The sequence below is a fragment of the Neobacillus sp. FSL H8-0543 genome (assembly GCF_038592905.1).
GTDB lineage: Bacteria > Bacillota > Bacilli > Bacillales > Cytobacillaceae > Neobacillus.
In genome coordinates this window covers 4,200,848-4,218,853 of sequence record NZ_CP151943.1, presented here as the reverse complement: position 1 = coordinate 4,218,853, position 18,006 = coordinate 4,200,848, and the positions used below count along the sequence as shown (strand labels likewise).

The 18,006-nt window shown below is 38.4% G+C and carries 19 protein-coding genes; all 19 read right to left on the bottom strand.

The genetic code is table 11. The annotated features are described in order from the left end of the window. Nucleotides 1-127: 127 nt before the first annotated feature. A complete protein-coding gene (gene dapA / locus NSS81_RS21225; RefSeq protein WP_342430612.1) occupies nucleotides 128-1,000 on the bottom strand; it encodes a 4-hydroxy-tetrahydrodipicolinate synthase in 873 nt (290 codons plus the stop codon). Between the two features lie 85 nt (nucleotides 1,001-1,085). After that, a complete protein-coding gene (gene dapG / locus NSS81_RS21220) occupies nucleotides 1,086-2,330 on the bottom strand; it encodes an aspartate kinase (protein WP_342434104.1) in 1,245 nt (414 codons plus the stop codon). Nucleotides 2,331-2,363: 33 nt separating this feature from the next. Next, entirely contained in the window at nucleotides 2,364-3,428 is a 1,065-nt protein-coding gene (gene asd / locus NSS81_RS21215; RefSeq protein ID WP_342430611.1) for an aspartate-semialdehyde dehydrogenase, read from the bottom strand. Between the two features lie 153 nt (nucleotides 3,429-3,581). Next, nucleotides 3,582-4,181: a dipicolinate synthase subunit B gene (locus NSS81_RS21210; RefSeq protein ID WP_342430610.1), complete on the bottom strand. Its 600-nt coding sequence runs from the start codon at nucleotides 4,179-4,181 to the stop codon at nucleotides 3,582-3,584. Further along, nucleotides 4,178-5,080 (bottom strand): dipicolinic acid synthetase subunit A, encoded by a 903-nt coding sequence (dpaA, locus tag NSS81_RS21205; RefSeq protein ID WP_342434103.1) that lies wholly within the window; start codon nucleotides 5,078-5,080, stop codon nucleotides 4,178-4,180. The genes NSS81_RS21210 and dpaA overlap by 4 nt, the downstream gene beginning before the upstream one ends. A gap of 162 nt (nucleotides 5,081-5,242) precedes the next feature. Next, nucleotides 5,243-5,497 (bottom strand): YlmC/YmxH family sporulation protein, encoded by a 255-nt coding sequence (locus NSS81_RS21200; protein ID WP_342430609.1) that lies wholly within the window; start codon nucleotides 5,495-5,497, stop codon nucleotides 5,243-5,245. A 99-nt stretch (nucleotides 5,498-5,596) separates the two neighbouring features. Beyond that, nucleotides 5,597-6,835, bottom strand: coding sequence for a pitrilysin family protein (locus tag NSS81_RS21195; RefSeq protein ID WP_342430608.1), 1,239 nt, complete (start codon nucleotides 6,833-6,835; stop codon nucleotides 5,597-5,599). An 88-nt stretch (nucleotides 6,836-6,923) separates the two neighbouring features. Then, nucleotides 6,924-7,871 (bottom strand): polysaccharide deacetylase family protein, encoded by a 948-nt coding sequence (locus NSS81_RS21190; RefSeq protein WP_342430607.1) that lies wholly within the window; start codon nucleotides 7,869-7,871, stop codon nucleotides 6,924-6,926. A 150-nt stretch (nucleotides 7,872-8,021) separates the two neighbouring features. Next, nucleotides 8,022-10,139 carry a polyribonucleotide nucleotidyltransferase gene (gene pnp, locus NSS81_RS21185; RefSeq protein WP_342430606.1) on the bottom strand — a complete coding sequence of 706 codons (2,118 nt, stop codon included), beginning with the start codon at nucleotides 10,137-10,139 and terminating at the stop codon, nucleotides 8,022-8,024. 224 nt (nucleotides 10,140-10,363) lie between these two features. Beyond that, nucleotides 10,364-10,633 carry a 30S ribosomal protein S15 gene (gene rpsO, locus NSS81_RS21180; RefSeq protein ID WP_342430605.1) on the bottom strand — a complete coding sequence of 90 codons (270 nt, stop codon included), beginning with the start codon at nucleotides 10,631-10,633 and terminating at the stop codon, nucleotides 10,364-10,366. 145 nt (nucleotides 10,634-10,778) lie between these two features. Continuing rightward, nucleotides 10,779-11,741: a bifunctional riboflavin kinase/FAD synthetase gene (gene ribF / locus NSS81_RS21175; protein WP_342430604.1), complete on the bottom strand. Its 963-nt coding sequence runs from the start codon at nucleotides 11,739-11,741 to the stop codon at nucleotides 10,779-10,781. A 32-nt stretch (nucleotides 11,742-11,773) separates the two neighbouring features. Next, the gene (truB, locus tag NSS81_RS21170) at nucleotides 11,774-12,697 is read right to left on the bottom strand and encodes a tRNA pseudouridine(55) synthase TruB (protein ID WP_342430603.1); all 924 of its coding nucleotides are present in this window, start codon (nucleotides 12,695-12,697) and stop codon (nucleotides 11,774-11,776) included. Nucleotides 12,698-12,771: 74 nt separating this feature from the next. Beyond that, entirely contained in the window at nucleotides 12,772-13,146 is a 375-nt protein-coding gene (gene rbfA, locus NSS81_RS21165; RefSeq protein WP_342430602.1) for a 30S ribosome-binding factor RbfA, read from the bottom strand. An 18-nt stretch (nucleotides 13,147-13,164) separates the two neighbouring features. After that, complete coding sequence (locus NSS81_RS21160) at nucleotides 13,165-13,446, bottom strand: DUF503 domain-containing protein (protein ID WP_342430601.1); 282 nt, start codon at nucleotides 13,444-13,446, stop codon at nucleotides 13,165-13,167. Continuing rightward, nucleotides 13,443-15,650, bottom strand: a complete 2,208-nt coding sequence (gene infB, locus NSS81_RS21155; protein WP_342430600.1) for a translation initiation factor IF-2 — start codon at nucleotides 15,648-15,650, stop codon at nucleotides 13,443-13,445. Before infB ends, NSS81_RS21160 begins: the two co-directional genes overlap by 4 nt. Nucleotides 15,651-15,669: 19 nt before the next feature. Continuing rightward, a complete protein-coding gene (locus NSS81_RS21150) occupies nucleotides 15,670-15,972 on the bottom strand; it encodes a YlxQ family RNA-binding protein (RefSeq protein WP_342430599.1) in 303 nt (100 codons plus the stop codon). Then, nucleotides 15,969-16,253: a YlxR family protein gene (locus NSS81_RS21145; protein ID WP_342430598.1), complete on the bottom strand. Its 285-nt coding sequence runs from the start codon at nucleotides 16,251-16,253 to the stop codon at nucleotides 15,969-15,971. Before NSS81_RS21145 ends, NSS81_RS21150 begins: the two co-directional genes overlap by 4 nt. A 16-nt stretch (nucleotides 16,254-16,269) precedes the next feature. Further along, nucleotides 16,270-17,391, bottom strand: a complete 1,122-nt coding sequence (nusA, locus tag NSS81_RS21140) for a transcription termination factor NusA (RefSeq protein ID WP_342430597.1) — start codon at nucleotides 17,389-17,391, stop codon at nucleotides 16,270-16,272. A gap of 40 nt (nucleotides 17,392-17,431) precedes the next feature. Further along, nucleotides 17,432-17,902: a ribosome maturation factor RimP gene (gene rimP, locus NSS81_RS21135; protein WP_342430596.1), complete on the bottom strand. Its 471-nt coding sequence runs from the start codon at nucleotides 17,900-17,902 to the stop codon at nucleotides 17,432-17,434. Nucleotides 17,903-18,006: the final 104 nt, after the last annotated feature.

The following is an 18,006-nucleotide window of genomic DNA, read 5'->3' as shown; positions in this document are numbered from 1 at the left end:
ATGATGTTTCATCCGATCGAAATCAGTTATGACTATTATACTTGATATTTGAAAATCATTACAACCAGAATTAACCTTTTTCCAAATGTAAAAGCCAACCGATTGTGATTCGGTTGGCTTTTAGTGATTATATATTTGATAACAGACTAGTCAGTGCAGCGCGCTCTTGTTCAGTTAGCGGAACCAGAGGCAGCCTTACTGAACCTACACCCATCCCTTTAACCTGAAGTGCTGTTTTAACTGGCACAGGACTTGGAGCAGTAAATAACCCCTGAATAATTGGCAGCAGTTGTTGGTGAAGTTTTGCAGCTTTTTCAATTTCCCCTACCAAGAATGCCTTAACCATCTCCTGCATTTCATTACCGATAACGTGTGAGGCTACTGAAACAACGCCTGCCCCGCCAATTGCTAGCACAGGTATCGTAACGCCATCATCACCGCTATAAAGTTGGAAATCGTCATCTGTATTAGCTATGATATGCGTCATTGCACTTAAATCTCCACTTGCTTCCTTGACAGCTACAATATTTGGAAGCTTTGACAATCGGACAATTGTTTCGGGGAGAATGTTAACAGCTGACCTTCCCGGAATATTATAGACCATTACAGGCAATGAAGTAGCCTCTGCTATTATTTTAAAATGCTGAAATAAACCTTCCTGATTTGGTTTATTGTAATAGGGTGCCACTGCCATAATCGCATCTACACCAACCTGTTCAGCTTTCTTTGTCAACTCAATAGATGCATAAGTATTATTGCTCCCCGTACCAGCAATGACTGGGATTCTTCCATCTGCAATTTTCACTACATGACTGAATAATGCCAGTTTTTCTTCCTTTGATAGCGTGGGTGATTCTCCTGTTGTCCCCGCAACAACCAAGGAATCCGTACCATTTTCAATTAGATAATTTATTAATTGAGTAGTCTTGGCAAAATCGATATGCCCTTTTTTATCAAAAGGGGTAACCATCGCCGTCGATACTCGCCCAAAATGAACCATTTTCTTACTCCTTTCACTGCACAAATCTTGTGTCTTTTCTAAAGCAATATTGAGGGTAATTCGTCCCAATGATGCTGGAAATCCTTTATAAATTAGAAAGTTTTATATCAATGGTCTCTTCATCTAAATGAAATGCATCATGTAATGCATTTACTGATTTAACCAAATCATCTTGTTTCACTAATACCCAGATGGTCGTATGACTGTCAGCGGATTGTAAAATACGGATTCCGTGATCGGATAATGCAGTGACTATTTTAGAGGTAACTCCTGGTACTCCTGCAATACCTGCACCAACAATAGACACTTTAGAACAATGTTGTTCCACTACTGGCTCATGCCCTAGTTCATTTAATACCTGAATGGCCCGTTCTGCCATTTCATCGGTAACAGTGTATACAACGCCATTTGGAGAAATATTGATAAAATCTACACTTATTTTTTCGTTTGCCATGGCTTTGAAAACTTCTGCTTGTAAATAGTATTGCTCTTTCTTTGCAAAAACTTTAATTTGAGTCACATTTGAAACATGGGCAATTCCTGTTACAATTCTATCCCTAATATCATTACCGCGAGCATCAGGATCAATAGATGTGACCAGTGTTCCAATGCTTTCTGAATACGTTGAGCGAATTCGGATTGGTACCTTTGCCTGCATCGCTATTTCTACAGCCCTTGGATGGATAACCTTTGCACCTTGATAGGCCATGTTACAAAGTTCTGTATACGTGACCACTGAAAGACGTCTTGCGTTCTCAGCAATCCGTGGATCTGCTGTCATTATTCCTTCGACATCTGTAAATATATCTATCCATTCTGCGTTTACTGCTGCACCAAGCGCCGCTGCAGAGGTATCACTACCACCTCGTCCAATCGTGGTGATTTCCCCATTTTTTGTAGCACCTTGGAAACCTGCAACTACAACAACATCATAATCTTTAAGCTCCCGTAATAAACGGTCACATTGCATTTCTATAATCTTTGCATTTGAATGGTCGTTGTTTGTTCGAAATCCAGCTTGAGCTCCTGTCAAAGCAATGGCTTTTATACCATTGTCTATCAGCGTATTAGCAAAAACAATACTAGAAATGATTTCTCCGCAGGATAATAATAAATCATACTCTCGTTTTTTGACTTTACTATTATTACCCCCAATTAGTGAGAGTAATGTGTCTGTTGCATAGGGTTCACCTTTTCTCCCCATAGCAGACACGACTACAACCACTTTGTAACCATCAGCCAACGCGTTTTTCACATGAACCTTAGCGTGTTTCCTGCTTTCCTCATTCTTGACAGATGTCCCGCCAAATTTTTGAACAATAATTTTCATTGACATTCAAACCTGCCTTTTTGTATGAAAACTTTATTGTTTTTCTTTTTCTTTAATTAATCCTAGCTTTATTAAACTTTCAGCAATCTGCACTGAATTTCCAGCTGCACCCTTTAGTAGGTTGTCTGAAACCACCCACATATGAAAACCTCGTGTTTCATTCAGGTCATTTCGAATTCTTCCCACAAATACATCATTGCTTCCAACACAATTTGCAGGCATTGGATATAATTGATTGTCTGGATCATCCTGCAGTACTATTCCGGGAGCATCCTTTAACAATTCCTTCAAATCATGAGCACTAACTCCATCCGTATCAATTTCAAAATAAACAGATTCAGAGTGTCCAACAGCAACTGGCAGTCTCACACAGGTTGCCGAAACGTGGAGTTCAGGCAAATGCATAATTTTCTTTGTTTCATTAATCATTTTCATTTCTTCAAAGGTATAGCCATTTTCATCAAATTTATCAATTTGCGGAATCGCATTAAAGGCGATTTGGTAGTGGTTCTTGTCGCCCTTAACAGGTAAAATCTTGGGTTCTACTTTTTCTCCGCTAATAATAGCTTTTGTTTGTTCTTGCAACTCCTCGATAGCCACCGCACCAGCACCAGATACCGCTTGATACGTTGATACTATTACCTTTTTTAAACCATATTTTTGACGAATTGGTTCTAAGGCAACTACCATTTGAATCGTAGAGCAATTAGGATTGGCGATGATGCCATTATGGGTATGCAAATCCTGTTCGTTGACCTCAGGGACAACTAAAGGAGTGTTGATGTCCATTCGAAAAGCACTCGTGTTATCTACGACAATGGCGCCATGCTTTACGGCTTCCGGTCCAAGTTCTTTAGAAATACTTCCCCCAGCACTAAATAAGGCGATATCGACCCCTGCAAAGCTCTCCGGCTTTGCTTCCTGAATCGTATGTTCGACACCATTTACTTCAACTTTCTTACCTGCTGAACGTGCAGAAGACAATAAAGTTAATTGTTTAATAGGAAATTTTTCTTTTATTAAAGTTTTTATCATTTGTTGTCCAACCGCTCCTGTTGCACCGACAACTGCAACGTGATAACCCTTTTGTTGAATCATATCAAGTACCCCTTTCAATCTGCCATTAATTATTTAGTCATTTCTTTTCAAGAAACCCATCAGTGGGCTAGCAGCCCCCTGATGGATGAATTATTAATATATTCTAACATATTCCTTAAAGAAATAACTAAATTTAATGAAAAGGTGATTGAATTAGTCGATATCCTTATATCTCTCAACAAGCACGGGTTGAATTTGTTTACCCTCAATTGCTGCTTCTACTGTTTCAGTAAGCAAAGTCATTCTTGCGACCATCGAATTTGGTTTCTTGACAGGATCATCCTGGCCATAAGGGATAAAATAGATATGTTTTGTAGCCATTAATCTCATTAAGTTTACTCCATTTAAACCTAACGCATCATTAGTGGAAATGCCTAGTACAACAGGCTTCAGATTGCGAAGAGTCGCTTTAGCCGCCATTAATACTGGACTATCATTCAAGGCATTGGCAAATTTACTCATAGATACACCAGTTAATGGAGCTATAACCATGCAATCTAACGGTGTCTTTGGTCCGAGCGGTTCAGCCCTTACAATTGAGTCAATTGCTATATTTCCTGTTAAGTTCTCTATCCTTTCGATCCAATCTTCACCTTTTCCAAAACGTGTATCAGTATTTTTAACAGTGTATGAAACTACTGGTATAACTTCAGCACCTGCCTGGACTAACTTTTCAATTTCTGGAAAAACTGCATCATAGGTACAATGGGAACCAGTTAATCCAAATCCGATTTTTTTCCCTTTTAAACTCATTTCATATTCCCCTTTCGCCTGCTAAACTCCTCTTGAAGCAATTGGGCTAGAACATTAGCCAATATTTGACCAGCCGTTTTCGGCGCAACAATTCCTGGTAAACCTGGTGCAAGTAGCGCTTTTATTCCCCTTTTTTCTGCATATCTAAAATCGGTTCCCCCTGGTTTCGAAGCAAGGTCAATTATTAGCGTGTGTGCAGGCAATTTTGAAATAACCGAAGCACTCACAATTAATAAAGGAATGGTATTGATTAAGATATCTGTTTCTCTTACTTCTTTTTCAAGATCACTTAAATGGAAAGCTGTTAATCCCATTTCTGTAATTCTCGCTATATGCTCGCTCTTTCTAGCACCGACCTTCACTTTTGCACCAAGAGCATGAAATGTTCTCGCAACACTCATACCTACTCTTCCTAAGCCTAAAATGGCGATATTTGAACCATGGATTGTAAAATCCGTGTGTTGAATTGCCATCATTATGGTTCCTTCAACTGTTGGAATGGAATTGTATATTGCTACATCATCCCTCTGAAAAAGCTGAATAAGGTTACGATTTGTTTCTTTCGTTATTCCATTTAAATACGAATTGCTTATGCCTGAATAGATCGTGCAATGATCAGGGGTTTTCAAAAGCATCTCGCTTGTTAAAATTACCTTTTCATTCGAAAAGATTGTTTCAACCTTTCCTTCTAAATTCGTACCGGGTACCGGTAAGATAAGCGCATCCATAGTTGAAAAATCGACTTCATCCAACTTCTCCTTAACAGCGCCTGTGAAAGCGTGGTCAAGCTGTTCGAAGCCAATTAACGATAATCGGGCATCTAACTCGGTTAACTTCCGGATAATTTCCAGCTGTCTTGCATCTCCACCAATCACGGCTATCTGCATTCCTGTCAGCATGAAATCATTCACCTTCTTTTCAAAAAATCCTAGCAGGAAGTCTTTTCTTCTTATCACTTAAACATCTTATGTATGAATGCTTCAATCTGTGAGTTTTCCAGCAAAGTAAAAAAAAATCCCAAGCAATAGGTTAATTTGCTTGGGATTTCCTTATATTCCATCCTATTCTCGTTCCTCTAACCCTTCTGGTACATCAATAATTATCATATCTGCGCCAATTTTTTTAATATGCTGCCACGGCACTCTTATTTCATCTCCTTGTTTCCTGAAACCAAACCATTTCAATGAAGGAATTAAAAGAGCCTGAATTTGCCCAGTTCCTTCATTAATTTCAAGATCCGTCTGCCCAAGCACTCCAAGTCGCTCTGCTTTTTTTATGTCAACAATCTCTTTTCCACTTAATTCACTTAGCCTCATGTATTGAACTCCCCTCGTACCCTTTTCTATAAGTGTATCGATAGAAGTCCAAAAATAGAATAAAGAAAAAACAGTTCGCACTTGAACTGTTTATTCCATTTATTTTAAGTTAGTTGGAAAATCACCGTTAGGGCTAATTAATGAAACAGAGTATTTATCCGTAAAGACGGCATGTGCCATATCATTAACACTTTTCTTTGTTATTAAGTCAATTTGATCAATAATTTCATCAAGTGAGCGATGACGTTTTAATAGAAGTTCATTTTTCCCGTTTCTGCTCATCCTGCTATTTGTACTTTCTAAACTGAGCATTAAACTTCCTTTTAACTGTTCTTTACTGTTAGTGAGCTCTTTCTCAGTAATTCCGTCTTGCTTCAACTTTGCAAGTGTTTCCTGAACGGTATCAAATAAGACATCAAGCTGTTTTGCTCCTGTACCACCATAGACCGTCACAACCCCATTATCCTGATAGGCAGAATGATAAGAAAAAACGGAATAGGCTAAGCCTCTCTGCTCGCGGACTTCTTGGAATAGCCGACTACTCATGCTACCCCCTAAGACATTATTTAAGACAATTAAGCTATACATATCCTCATGACCGACTTTTAATCCTTCGAAACCTATACATAAATGGGCTTGCTCCGTATCCTTCTTCCGTGATAAGCGATTAGAGTGAAAAACAGGAAGGTTATCTGTCGTTTCATGTTTGCCACCCACATAAGAGCCAAAATACTTCTCAACCTCTTGGATAAAGTTTTCAGAAATATTACCAGCGATTGATATAACTACATTTTCGGGAGTGTATCTTTCGTGAATGTAGTCTCTAAGTGTATCTCCAGAAAAAGTATTTAGTGTCTCCTCTGTCCCTAATATCGGGTAACCAAGTGGATGATCTTCATATACCGCACGGCTTAGTAAATCATGAACGATATCATCAGGAGTATCCTCATACATTTTAATTTCTTCTAATACAACATTTCTTTCCTTCTGTAATTCCACTTCATCAAAGGAAGAGTTAAAGAACATATCGGCTAATACATCTAATGCAAATTGCGAGTGGGTATCAAGTACTTTTGCATAGTAGCATGTATATTCCTTTGAGGTAAAGGCGTTCACTTGGCCACCGATACTATCAAAGGATTCTGCGATTTCTTTAGCAGTTCGTGTTTTTGTTCCCTTGAAAAACATATGCTCCAGGAAATGAGAAATTCCGTTTGTTTGAGGATCTTCATTTCTTGAACCAGTGCCAATCCATACACCAATGGCTACAGATCGAACGTGCGGAATATTTTCTAATACAATTCTTACACCGTTATTGCATGTATATCTGTTTATCATCGAATTCCTCCTGTTAATACAACTGCTTTTTCAGGAATTGAAATAGTTCATTGGGATATTTTCTCCAATTTCCGAATATATTTCCCACTTATTTCAAAATTCTTTCCTCATTCATTAAATCGGAAACCGTACCGATTTTTAATTCTTTTTCTTTAATAAGTGCAATTAACCGATTTAACGATTTTGCAGTTGCTTCGGTTGGATGCATAAGAACGATTGAACCATTGTCAATTTTTGATATTACACGATTTATTAGCGTTTCAGGTGTTGGTTTTTTCCAGTCCACTGTATCAACTGTCCACATGACTGTTTTCATCTTATATTCAGCTGCAATTTTTACCGTCTCATCGCGATAGCTGCCGCTCGGGGGTGCAAACCAAACAGGTTTCACTCCTGTCGCCGCTTCAATTACTTCATTCGTTTTAAGCATCTGATTCCTTGTCTGCGCTGCTCCTAATATTTTCATATCAGGATGTGAATAAGAGTGGTTTCCAACTTCATGTCCTGCGCTCACAATCATTTTAGCAAGCTCCGGGTTTTTCTTAACCCAATTACCCTCAAGGAAAAAACTCGCAGATACTTGATCCTTCTTTAAGGTTGCAAGTATATCTGATAAATATTCATTTCCCCAAGCCACATTTATGATGAAACTGACCATTGGTTTTTCTGGGTGCCCTCGGTAAATGGGAGAGGGAGGTAAATCGTTAAGATGCACTTCCGGTTTCATTTGTGTAAAAACCAGTTTTTTTTCATTAAAACGGTCAATTTTTTTCATATTTTTATATGATGCTTCTATATCAACTTTTAAACCATTATACCCTGGTATTGCTTTCCAGACTCTGTCAATTTTCGCATCGGAAGGTGGTATTTCATATGTAGAAGCATTCTTTACTATACTTTGATAAAGAGGATCTGTTGGATTCACCGCTAGTATTGCGCTTTCTGTTAATAAGGCTACATATTTATTTACATATGAATTATTTACTATCATCAATAAAGCCAAAATAAATAATACAACTATACCTAACTTTTTCATTTACTATGCCCCCTTAATACAAAATATATGTATTTAAAGGACAAGGTAGAACATCATTACCTCCGAACTATAAGGTTACCTATTCATTTAGGTACAACATCAAAAAGGTCAGGGGTTACCCCTGACCTCCCGATGTCATTTCTATATTGTTTATTGTTTCTGTTCAGCCTTTTCACGTTGTTCTTTAAGTACTGCCTTACGCGAAAGATTCACTCGGCCTTGTTTATCAATCTCTGTAACTTTAACTAAGATTTCATCACCAAGTTTAATAACATCTTCAACTTTTCCTACACGTTCCTCAGCTAGTTCAGAAATATGAACCAATCCATCTTTACCTGCGAAAACTTCTACGAAGGCACCAAATTTTTCGATTCGTTTCACTTTACCCAAGTAAAGTTCACCGACCTGTACTTCACGAACGATGTCTTCGATGATTTTTTTCGCTTTTTGATTCATTTCCTGATTTGTTGAGGCAATAAAGACAGTACCATCTTGTTCGATATCAATCTTAACGCCAGTTTCTTCAATAATTTTATTGATTTGTTTTCCGCTTGGTCCAATTACATCACGGATTTTATCTGGGTTAATCGTCATTGTTAGAATTTTTGGTGCAAATTGAGAAAGTTCTGTTCTAGGTTCTGAAATCGTTGCAAGCATCGAATCTAATATATGCATTCTTCCGATTTTAGCCTGTTGAAGTGCCTCTTCTAATATTTCTCGTGAAAGCCCATCAATTTTAATATCCATTTGCAGTGCTGTGACACCTGCAGCAGTACCTGCAACTTTGAAATCCATATCTCCCAGATGATCTTCCATGCCTTGAATATCAGATAGAACTGTATAATGTTCACCTGATTTTACGAGGCCCATAGCAATACCTGCAACAGGGGCTTTTATAGGAACACCGGCATCCATCATCGCCAGTGTACTTGCACAGATACTTGCTTGTGAAGTAGAACCGTTGGACTCAAGAACCTCTGAAACAAGACGGATGGTATAAGGGAAATCTTTTTCGTTCGGAATAATAGGTTCAAGTGCACGCTCACCAAGGTTACCATGTCCAATTTCGCGACGGCCTGGTCCACGGATAGGGCCAGTTTCGCCGACACTAAATAACGGGAAATTATAATGATGCATAAACCGTTTTTCTTCTTCAATTCCTAAGCCATCAAGAATCTGTACATCACCCATTGCACCGAGAGTACAAATACTTAATGCCTGTGTCTGCCCACGCGTGAACAAACCTGAACCATGTGTTCGCGGTAATATACTAACCTGAGAAGATAGTGGACGAATTTCGTCAATTTTACGGCCATCTGGACGAATCTTTTCCACTGTAATTAAGCGGCGAACTTCACCTTTAACCATCTTGTCCAAAATTTTCTTAATTTGTTTAATGTCTTCATCTGTTGCTTCTTGTTCTTCAAACTTTGCTAACACTTTATTTTTAACTTCATTAATAGCATCTTCACGAGCATGCTTTTCTTGAACTTGAATCGCATTAATCATTTCAGATTCACATATTTCTCTTACTTCTGCTTCTAAATCTTGATCCAGTTCATATAAGGTAATTTGTCTTTTTTCCTTGCCAATTTCTGAAACAATCATTTCTTGGAATTCAATTAAACGTTTGATTTCGTTATGACCAAACATAATTGCTTCAAGCATTGTTTCCTCAGGAACTTCATCTGCTCGCGCTTCAACCATGTTGATTGCATCTTTCGTACCTGCAACGGTTAAATTCATTATGCTTTTTTCTGCTTGATCTACAGTTGGATTGATAACAAATTCTCCGTTTACTTGACCTACCACTACACCGGCAATCGGACCTTCAAACGGAATGTCTGAAGTACAAAGCGCTAAAGAAGAACCGAACATTGCTGCCATTTCTGAAGAACAGTCTTGATCTACACTCATTACGATACTGATAACTTGTACATCATTACGGAACCCGTCAGCAAAAAGCGGACGAATTGGGCGATCGATTAGACGACTGGCTAAGATTGCTTTGTCACTTGGACGCCCCTCCCGTTTAATAAATCCGCCTGGGATTTTACCTACAGCGTATAAGCGTTCTTCATAGTTAACTGTTAAAGGGAAAAAGTCTAAATTTCTCGGTTCCTTTGAAGCTGTTGCCGTACTTAATACAGCTGTATCGCCGTAGCGCACCATTACCGCACCATTTGCTTGTTTTGCTAGTTGTCCGATTTCAACTGTTAATTTGCGGCCAGCCCAATCCATAGAATACTCGTGTTTCGTTTGTTCCATTTTGTTACCCCTCTCTATCTAAATCGCATTGGAGAATGTTGCGAAATGAGTTTCGCTTTAAACATATAAAAAAAGCCTTTATAGCTTATGTTATCAAAGTAAATATACTTATAGTATGCACAAATTTTTCGTGACTTAAAATATGTATAAAAGATTCTTTGTATTCTTTGTTATTATTATTTTTTTACCTAACAAAAAAGCGGGAAAAATCCCGCTTTCTCTTATTATCTACGAAGACCAAGTTTTTTGATTAACACACGGTAACGTTGAACTTCATTGTTACGCAGGTAAGTTAAAAGATTACGACGCTTACCAACCATTTTCAACAGACCGCGACGTGAGTGGTGGTCCTTCTTATGAGTACGTAAGTGCTCATTCAAATTGTTGATTGATTCAGTAAGGACAGCGATTTGAACCTCTGCAGATCCAGTATCGTTTTCATGAGTTTTATACTCATTGATAAGCTCATTTTTACGCTCTTGAGTGATTGCCATCCTATTCACCTCCTAATAGATATCCCCTGTTACCGAGCAAGCGTCGGTGACTCGACTTGCCAAGCAAAGGTTATTTTTAATACGTTAATAAGAATACAACGTTTTATGACAAAATGCAAGTCAAATCATAGAATAGATCCTTTGATCATGGATTAGCTGAAATTTTGTCGAATTTTTCAAAGTACTTTATGGCATTTTGTTTATCTTTCTCAATTTGTGAGATCAGTTCTTCAATCCCAGAAAACTTTTGTTCTTTTCTTAAATAAAGATGCCATTCGACTATCACTTTTTCCCCATAGATATCTTGATCAAAATTAAATAAATGAACTTCGACAGAAGTTTTGTTCGCTTCCTTATTAAAGGTTGGTTTATAGCCTAAATTGCAAACTCCTTGATACCATGTACCATCAACCTTCATTCTAACTGCGTAGACACCTATTGGCGGTAAGATAAATTCGTCTCTGATGTCACAATTTGCTGTTGGAAAACCAATTGTCCGTCCTCGTTTATCACCATGGACAACCATTCCAGAAGTTGAATAATATCTGCCTAACAGTTCTGGCAATCTGTCTGTTTTACCGTCCTTTATGTATTGGCGGATACGTGTTGAACTTACTTTTTCATCGTCTATGGTTAACTTTGGGATAACTGTAAACAAAAATTGTTCCCTTGAATGAAATGGAATGGTTTCCATCGTCCCTTTACCCATCCTCCCATATGAAAAATCAAAGCCCGCCACAACGTGTTTGACATTTAATCCAATCACATATTGATCGATAAATTCTTGTGGCAGCAGGTTTGCAAATTCCGCTGTAAAATGGAGTATAAATAGAAAATCAATTCCCAAATCTTCAATTACTTTTTCTTTTTCAGCTGTCGGTGTTATATAATGAACATGTTTTTGGCCTTTTCCTAAAACAACTGATGGATGGGGATCAAAGGTCATGACTGCAGAGCGCAAACCTTTATCCTCAGCCTGTTTTTTTGCTTCAAGAATGACTTTCTGATGGCCTAAATGAACTCCATCAAAATAACCCAGCGCCATCGCTAAGGGCGGTATTTTAATTCTATCTATATTTAACGGAAAACTAAGTTTAATTACTTCCAATCGAAACTCACCTTTTCTAGACCTTACCTTTTTTATTCTTGCTCATTTCGCAATACTTTTACCGGCTTAAGAAGTCCTGGCTTGTTTGGATGAATGGAGTAAATCGCAAGTGCCAGGCCAGCTTCTGTTTCAGCGACAATAGGTCCGTTGCTATTTTTTAAATGTTCAGGTATTTGTAAAAGTGCGCCATTTTTCACTTTCTCTGCTACTTTATCATTTATTACGTATTTCGGCAAATGAGAAATTGCCATTTCCAGCGGTCTTAAACTAGCTTCAATCTTCCCTGTTTCCATCAGCTCTTCAACCTGTTCAAAGGTTAAACAATCCTCTAAATGAAAGGCGGCAGATTGTACCCGTTTTAAGTTTGACATATGTGCCGGGTACCCAAGTAATTCACCAATCATTACAGCAAGAGTCCTTATATATGTCCCTTTACTGCAGCTTACTCTAAAACGGAAGGAGATTGTTTCCTCTCCTTTATAGACATCACGATCATCCAGTAATTCAATAGAATAAATTGTCACCACTCTAGTAGGCCGTTCCACTTCAATCCCTTTTCGAGCATATTCATATAGACGTGTTCCACCTACTTTTACGGCTGAAAACATCGGCGGTGTTTGTTTTATTTCTCCTGTAAGAGACAGAAGAGTCTGTTGGATTTCTTCTCTTGAAATGGCCCTATTTACTTTCTTTTTTTCAACTATTTCTCCTGATGCATCCTCAGTAGTTGTTGAAAAACCAATTGTTACCTCTCCCTCATAGGTTTTTCCTGCATCCGTTATGTACTCAGCTACCTTCGTGGCCTTCCCTATACAAATAGGAAGAACACCAGTCACATCAGGATCAAGTGTGCCCGTATGGCCTACCTTTTTAGTTTTTAATATTTTTCGCAATCGGAAAATACAATCATGCGATGTCATGCCAGCTGGTTTATATAAAGGTAAGATCCCTTCCACCCGCATTCCCTCCTTCTTATCGAAAAAAAAGGATAGACAAATGTCTATCCAGTTATCCCTTGTGAAGTTTCAAACTATTCTTCTTCATTATTTTCCATAGGTTTCTCTTCATCTCTATGCAATTGATGGATGAGAGAGTTAATTCGATTACCGTAGGCCATCGATTCATCCCATTCAAAAAGGATTTCAGGTGTTTTGCGGAGGCGGATACGGTGTCCTATTTCAGACCGAATGAAACCTTTCGCCTTTGCAAGCCCTTTTAAGGTATTCTCCTTTTGCTCCTCATCACCCAATACAGAAATATATACTTTTGCCTGTTGAAGATCTCCAGTCACTTGAACTTCAGTAACCGTCACAAAGCCGATCCGAGGATCTTTAATTTTTCGTCCGATGATGTCACTTAATTCTTTTTTCATTTGCTCTCCCACACGATTTGCTCTGTGGCTCATTAAACTACACCTCTTAACTTAAAGCCATTCAATATCAGTAATCGTTCTTTCTATTTCTGGAAAGGAGTCGATTAATTTCAAGGCATTCTGCAGTTCGTGCTCAGTAGTAACACGAGTTGAGGTGACTACGGCAATGGCAATTTTCGTCCTTTGCCACATATCCTGGTAGCCTACCTCTGAAACAGAAACATTAAATTTTTGCTTCAAACGAGTTAGGATTCTCTGCAGAACTGCCCGCTTTTCTTTTAATGAATGGGCATTATAAATGATACATTCACACTCGGCAATGCCGACAATCATTTACGCTCAATCTCTTCCATTACATATGCTTCAATAATATCGCCTTCTTTAACATCATTGAAGTTTTTAATTGTAACACCACACTCGTAGCCTTGTGCTACTTCCTTGGCATCATCTTTAAAGCGTTTTAAGGCATCAATTTGACCTTCAAAAACGACAACACCGTTTCGAATTAAACGAATTCCACTGTCGCGGGTAATTTTACCATCGGTTACATAAGAACCTGCAATGGTTCCTACTTTTGAAACTTTGAAGGTTTGGCGAATTTCAGCTTGACCAATCACTTTTTCTTTAAATTCTGGGTCAAGCATTCCTTTCATTGCCGCTTCAATTTCCTCAATGACTTTATAAATAATACTATGAAGACGAACATCCACTTTTTCTTGTTCTGCAGCACGTTTCGCATTAACATCTGGACGAACGTTAAAGCCAATCACAATTGCATTAGAAGCGGATGCAAGCGTAATATCTGACTCATTAATGGCACCTGCACCACTATGAATGATTTTGATATTTACACCTTCAACGTCAATTTTTTGTAAAGAAGCTGCAACGGCTTCAGCTGATCCTTGAACATCTGCTTTTAAGACAATATTCAGGTCTTTCATTTCACCTAGCTTTAATTGGTCAAATAAAGTTTCTAGGCTAACAACGGATTTTTCGCCACGTTGAGCGACTAATGCCGTTTGGGCACGGGATTCACCAACTTGACGAGCTGTTTTCTCATCATCAAAAACAACAAAACGATCACCAGCTTGCGGGACGTCATTAAGTCCTGTTATTTCAACAGGAGTTGATGGTCCAGCTTCTTTCACGCGGCGTCCTAAATCGTTCACCATCGCACGGACACGGCCAAACGTATGTCCGACAACGATCGGATCACCGATTTTTAGTGTACCATTTTGAACTAATAAGGTTGCAACGGAGCCACGACCTTTATCTAAGCGAGCCTCAATTACTGTACCCACAGCTTTACGCTTTGGATTTGCCTTAAATTCTTCTACTTCACCAACTAGAAGAAGCATCTCAATTAGACTATCGATACCTTCTCCAGTTTTTGCAGAAAGAGGAACAAAGATGGTGTCCCCGCCCCAGGCCTCAGAAACTAATCCATGCTCGGTGAGTTCCTGCATAACACGATCAGCGTTAGCCGCTTCTTTATCCATTTTATTAACTGCAACAATAATTGGAACCTCGGCTGCCTTTGCATGATTAATTGCTTCAACTGTTTGCGGCATTACACCATCATCAGCTGCAACAACAAGGATTGTTATATCAGTAATTTTTGCACCACGAGCACGCATAGTAGTAAAGGCTGCGTGACCCGGTGTATCAAGGAATGTAATTTTCTTTCCATTTTGCACGATTTGGTATGCACCGATATGCTGAGTGATTCCACCTGCTTCGCCTTCTGAAACCTTGGTGTTACGAATAGAGTCGAGCAAGGTTGTTTTACCGTGGTCAACGTGACCCATAATTGTAACGACAGACGGTCTTTCTACAAGCTCTTCAGAAGTGTCCTCCGTAAAGTAAACTTCAAGGTCAGTCGTATCAACTTTAATTTCTTCTTCCACTTCGACCCCATATTCACTTGCAATTAATTCAATCGCATCCTTATCAAGCACCTGGTTAATAGTTGCCATAACACCTAGTAAAAAGAGCTTTTTAATGATTTCAGATGGTTCGCGATATATTTTTTTCGCTAGTTCGCCAACAGTCAATGATTCACTATAAGTAATCTTAGCAGGAAGCTCTTTCACTTTTCTCACTTGAGGCTGTGCTTGCACAACAGGAGTATGGTTCTTTTTCCTGTTATTATTATTATTGCGGTTTTGGTTATTATTATTAAAAGGTTTTTTATTTCCTTTTCCAGGGCTAAAAGATTTATTTTCACCCGTTTTTGGTGGAGAGACAACTTTCACCTTGCTGGGTGCAGTGTTACCCTCAAAAGACTTTGGATTTGTTTTACTCTGCACTTGAGGTTTAACTCCCTGTTGTGGTTTTTGATTTTGGCGGTTTTGTGGCTTGGACTGTGTATTTCCTTCATTTTTCTTGAAGGTTGCGTCTAGCTTAACAATCTCTGCATCTTCTATAGTTGCCATATGGTTTGAAACCTCTATATTCATTTCTTTTAGTTTTGTAATTACGTCTTTACTTGAAATATTGTGTTTTTTTGCGTATTCATATACACGTACTTTACTCATTTTTTCACCCCCGCTAGAATTAATCGAGCAACGTTATCAGTTTTTTTGCAAATCCAACATCTAATACAGCTACAACAACGCGGGCTTCTTTACCAATCGCTTGGCCAAGAAGAAAACGATCTTCCACATATTTGCATGGAACTTCATAAAACTTACATTTATCTGTAATTTTTTTGGTCGTATTTGCAGATGCATCTGCCGATAATAGAACGAGTTTGGCTTTTCCGCTTCGTATCTCCTTCACAGAAAGCTCTTCACCCGATATAATTTTCCGCGCTCGATTGGCTAAGCCAAGCAATGACATCCATTGATTATTCGTCATATGGACTGCCTGTTTTCTTTCTCTATAAGCTCTAAAAGCTCTTCATACAATGTATCACTTATAGAAACCTGTAATTGGTTAGATAAAGTGTTTTTTTTCTTAGCTAATAGAACAGCTTCCTTATCTCTTGAAAGATAAGCACCTCTCCCGGACTTTTTCCCGGTAAGATCAATGGATACTTCCCCTTCTTTTGAGCGAACGATGCGAACGAGTTCTTTTTTCGGCTTCATTTCACCGGTTGCTACACATTTTCGCATAGGAACTTTTTTACGATTGTTCAATCATCATTCACCTCACTTATTCCATTTCATCTTCGTCAATATAATCGTCATCGATCTGATCATCAAATAGTCTAATTGACTGTTCACGCGGATAAATTCCTAGTTCCCGTGCATCTGTTTCTGATTTGATGTCAATTTTCCAACCAGTTAATTTTGCAGCTAATCGCGCGTTTTGTCCACGTTTGCCAATGGCTAAAGATAGTTGATAATCTGGAACAACAACCGTAGTTGCTTTTTCGGTTTCACTCACCATCACATCTAAAACTTTAGATGGGCTGAGCGAGTTGGCAACAAATACCACTGGATCTTCAGACCATTTAACAATATCAATTTTTTCACCTTTTAACTCATTTACAACCGCCTGAACCCTGGTACCTTTTGGTCCAACACATGATCCAACAGGATCAACATCATTACTTGCTGAATGAACGGAAATCTTCGAGCGGTCACCAGCTTCACGGGCAACAGATTTAATCTCAACCGTTCCATCATAAATTTCAGGAACTTCGATTTCGAATAACCGTTTCAATAATCCCGGGTGGGTCCGCGATACAAAGATTTGTGGACCTTTGGTTGTTTTCTCAACTTTTGTAATAAAAACCTTAATTCGATCATGGGGTTTATAACGTTCATTTGGTATTTGCTCATTTACTGGCAATAATGCCTCAATCTTCCCAAGGCTAACGTAAATAAATTTAGAATCCAGCCTTTGAACAATCCCAGTCATAATATCTTCTTCACGGTCAATAAATTCTGAATAGATAATTCCTCTTTCAGCTTCCCTTACCCGTTGTGTCACCACTTGTTTTGCCGTTTGTGCGGCAATTCTGCCAAAGTCTTTTGGTGTAACTTCCATTTCTACAACATCTTCAACATTATAGTTAGGGTTAATGCTCCTCGCATCTTCTAAAGAAATCTCAAGTCGAGGATCAAAAACTTGGTCCACTACTTCTTTTCTTGCAAAAACACGCATCGTACCTGTTTGCAAATTTAAGTCAATCCGAACATTTTGAGCTTGATTGAAATTCCGGCGATATGCAGACACAAGTGCTGCTTCAATCGCATCAATTAAGACATCCCTAGAAATACCTTTTTCTCTTTCTAGTATTGTAAGAGCATCTAATAATTCGCTGCTCATTTCATTGTATCCCCCTAACCTTCAATAAGTTTATCTATTACTAAGAAAAAATAACTGCCAGTCTTGCATTGGCTACTTTTTCAAAAGGAATCTCAATAGCTTTCTTGCGAGTTTTAATTTTCATCTCAATTTTCAGTGTTTGCCCATCATATTCGAGCAGTGTTCCTTCAAAACCTTTTTCACCATCTATAGGTTCATACGTTTTAATAAACACATTTTTACCGATAGCCTTTTCAAAATCACTCGCTTTTTTTAATGGACGTTCAGCTCCTGGAGAGGAAACCTCAAGAAAATAATTTTGGGTTATCGGGTCAATCTCATCGAGTTTTTCACTAAGTCTTTCACTAACCACTCCACAGTCTTCGATATCAACACCAGTTTCTTTATCAATATATACGCGTAAAAACCAGCTTTTTCCTTCTTTAACAAACTGAATCTCAACTAATTCCAAACCTAGCTCATTAATTATTGGTTCGGCTAGCTCTTCCACTACCTCGGTTACTTTGCTCATGCTTAACCTCCTTTACCAATATTTTCACCCATATTTCACGTTTTAACGGAAAGTTATTTCCTCTTTATGTACAAAAAAAGCTGGACACAAGACGAAAGAGTGGG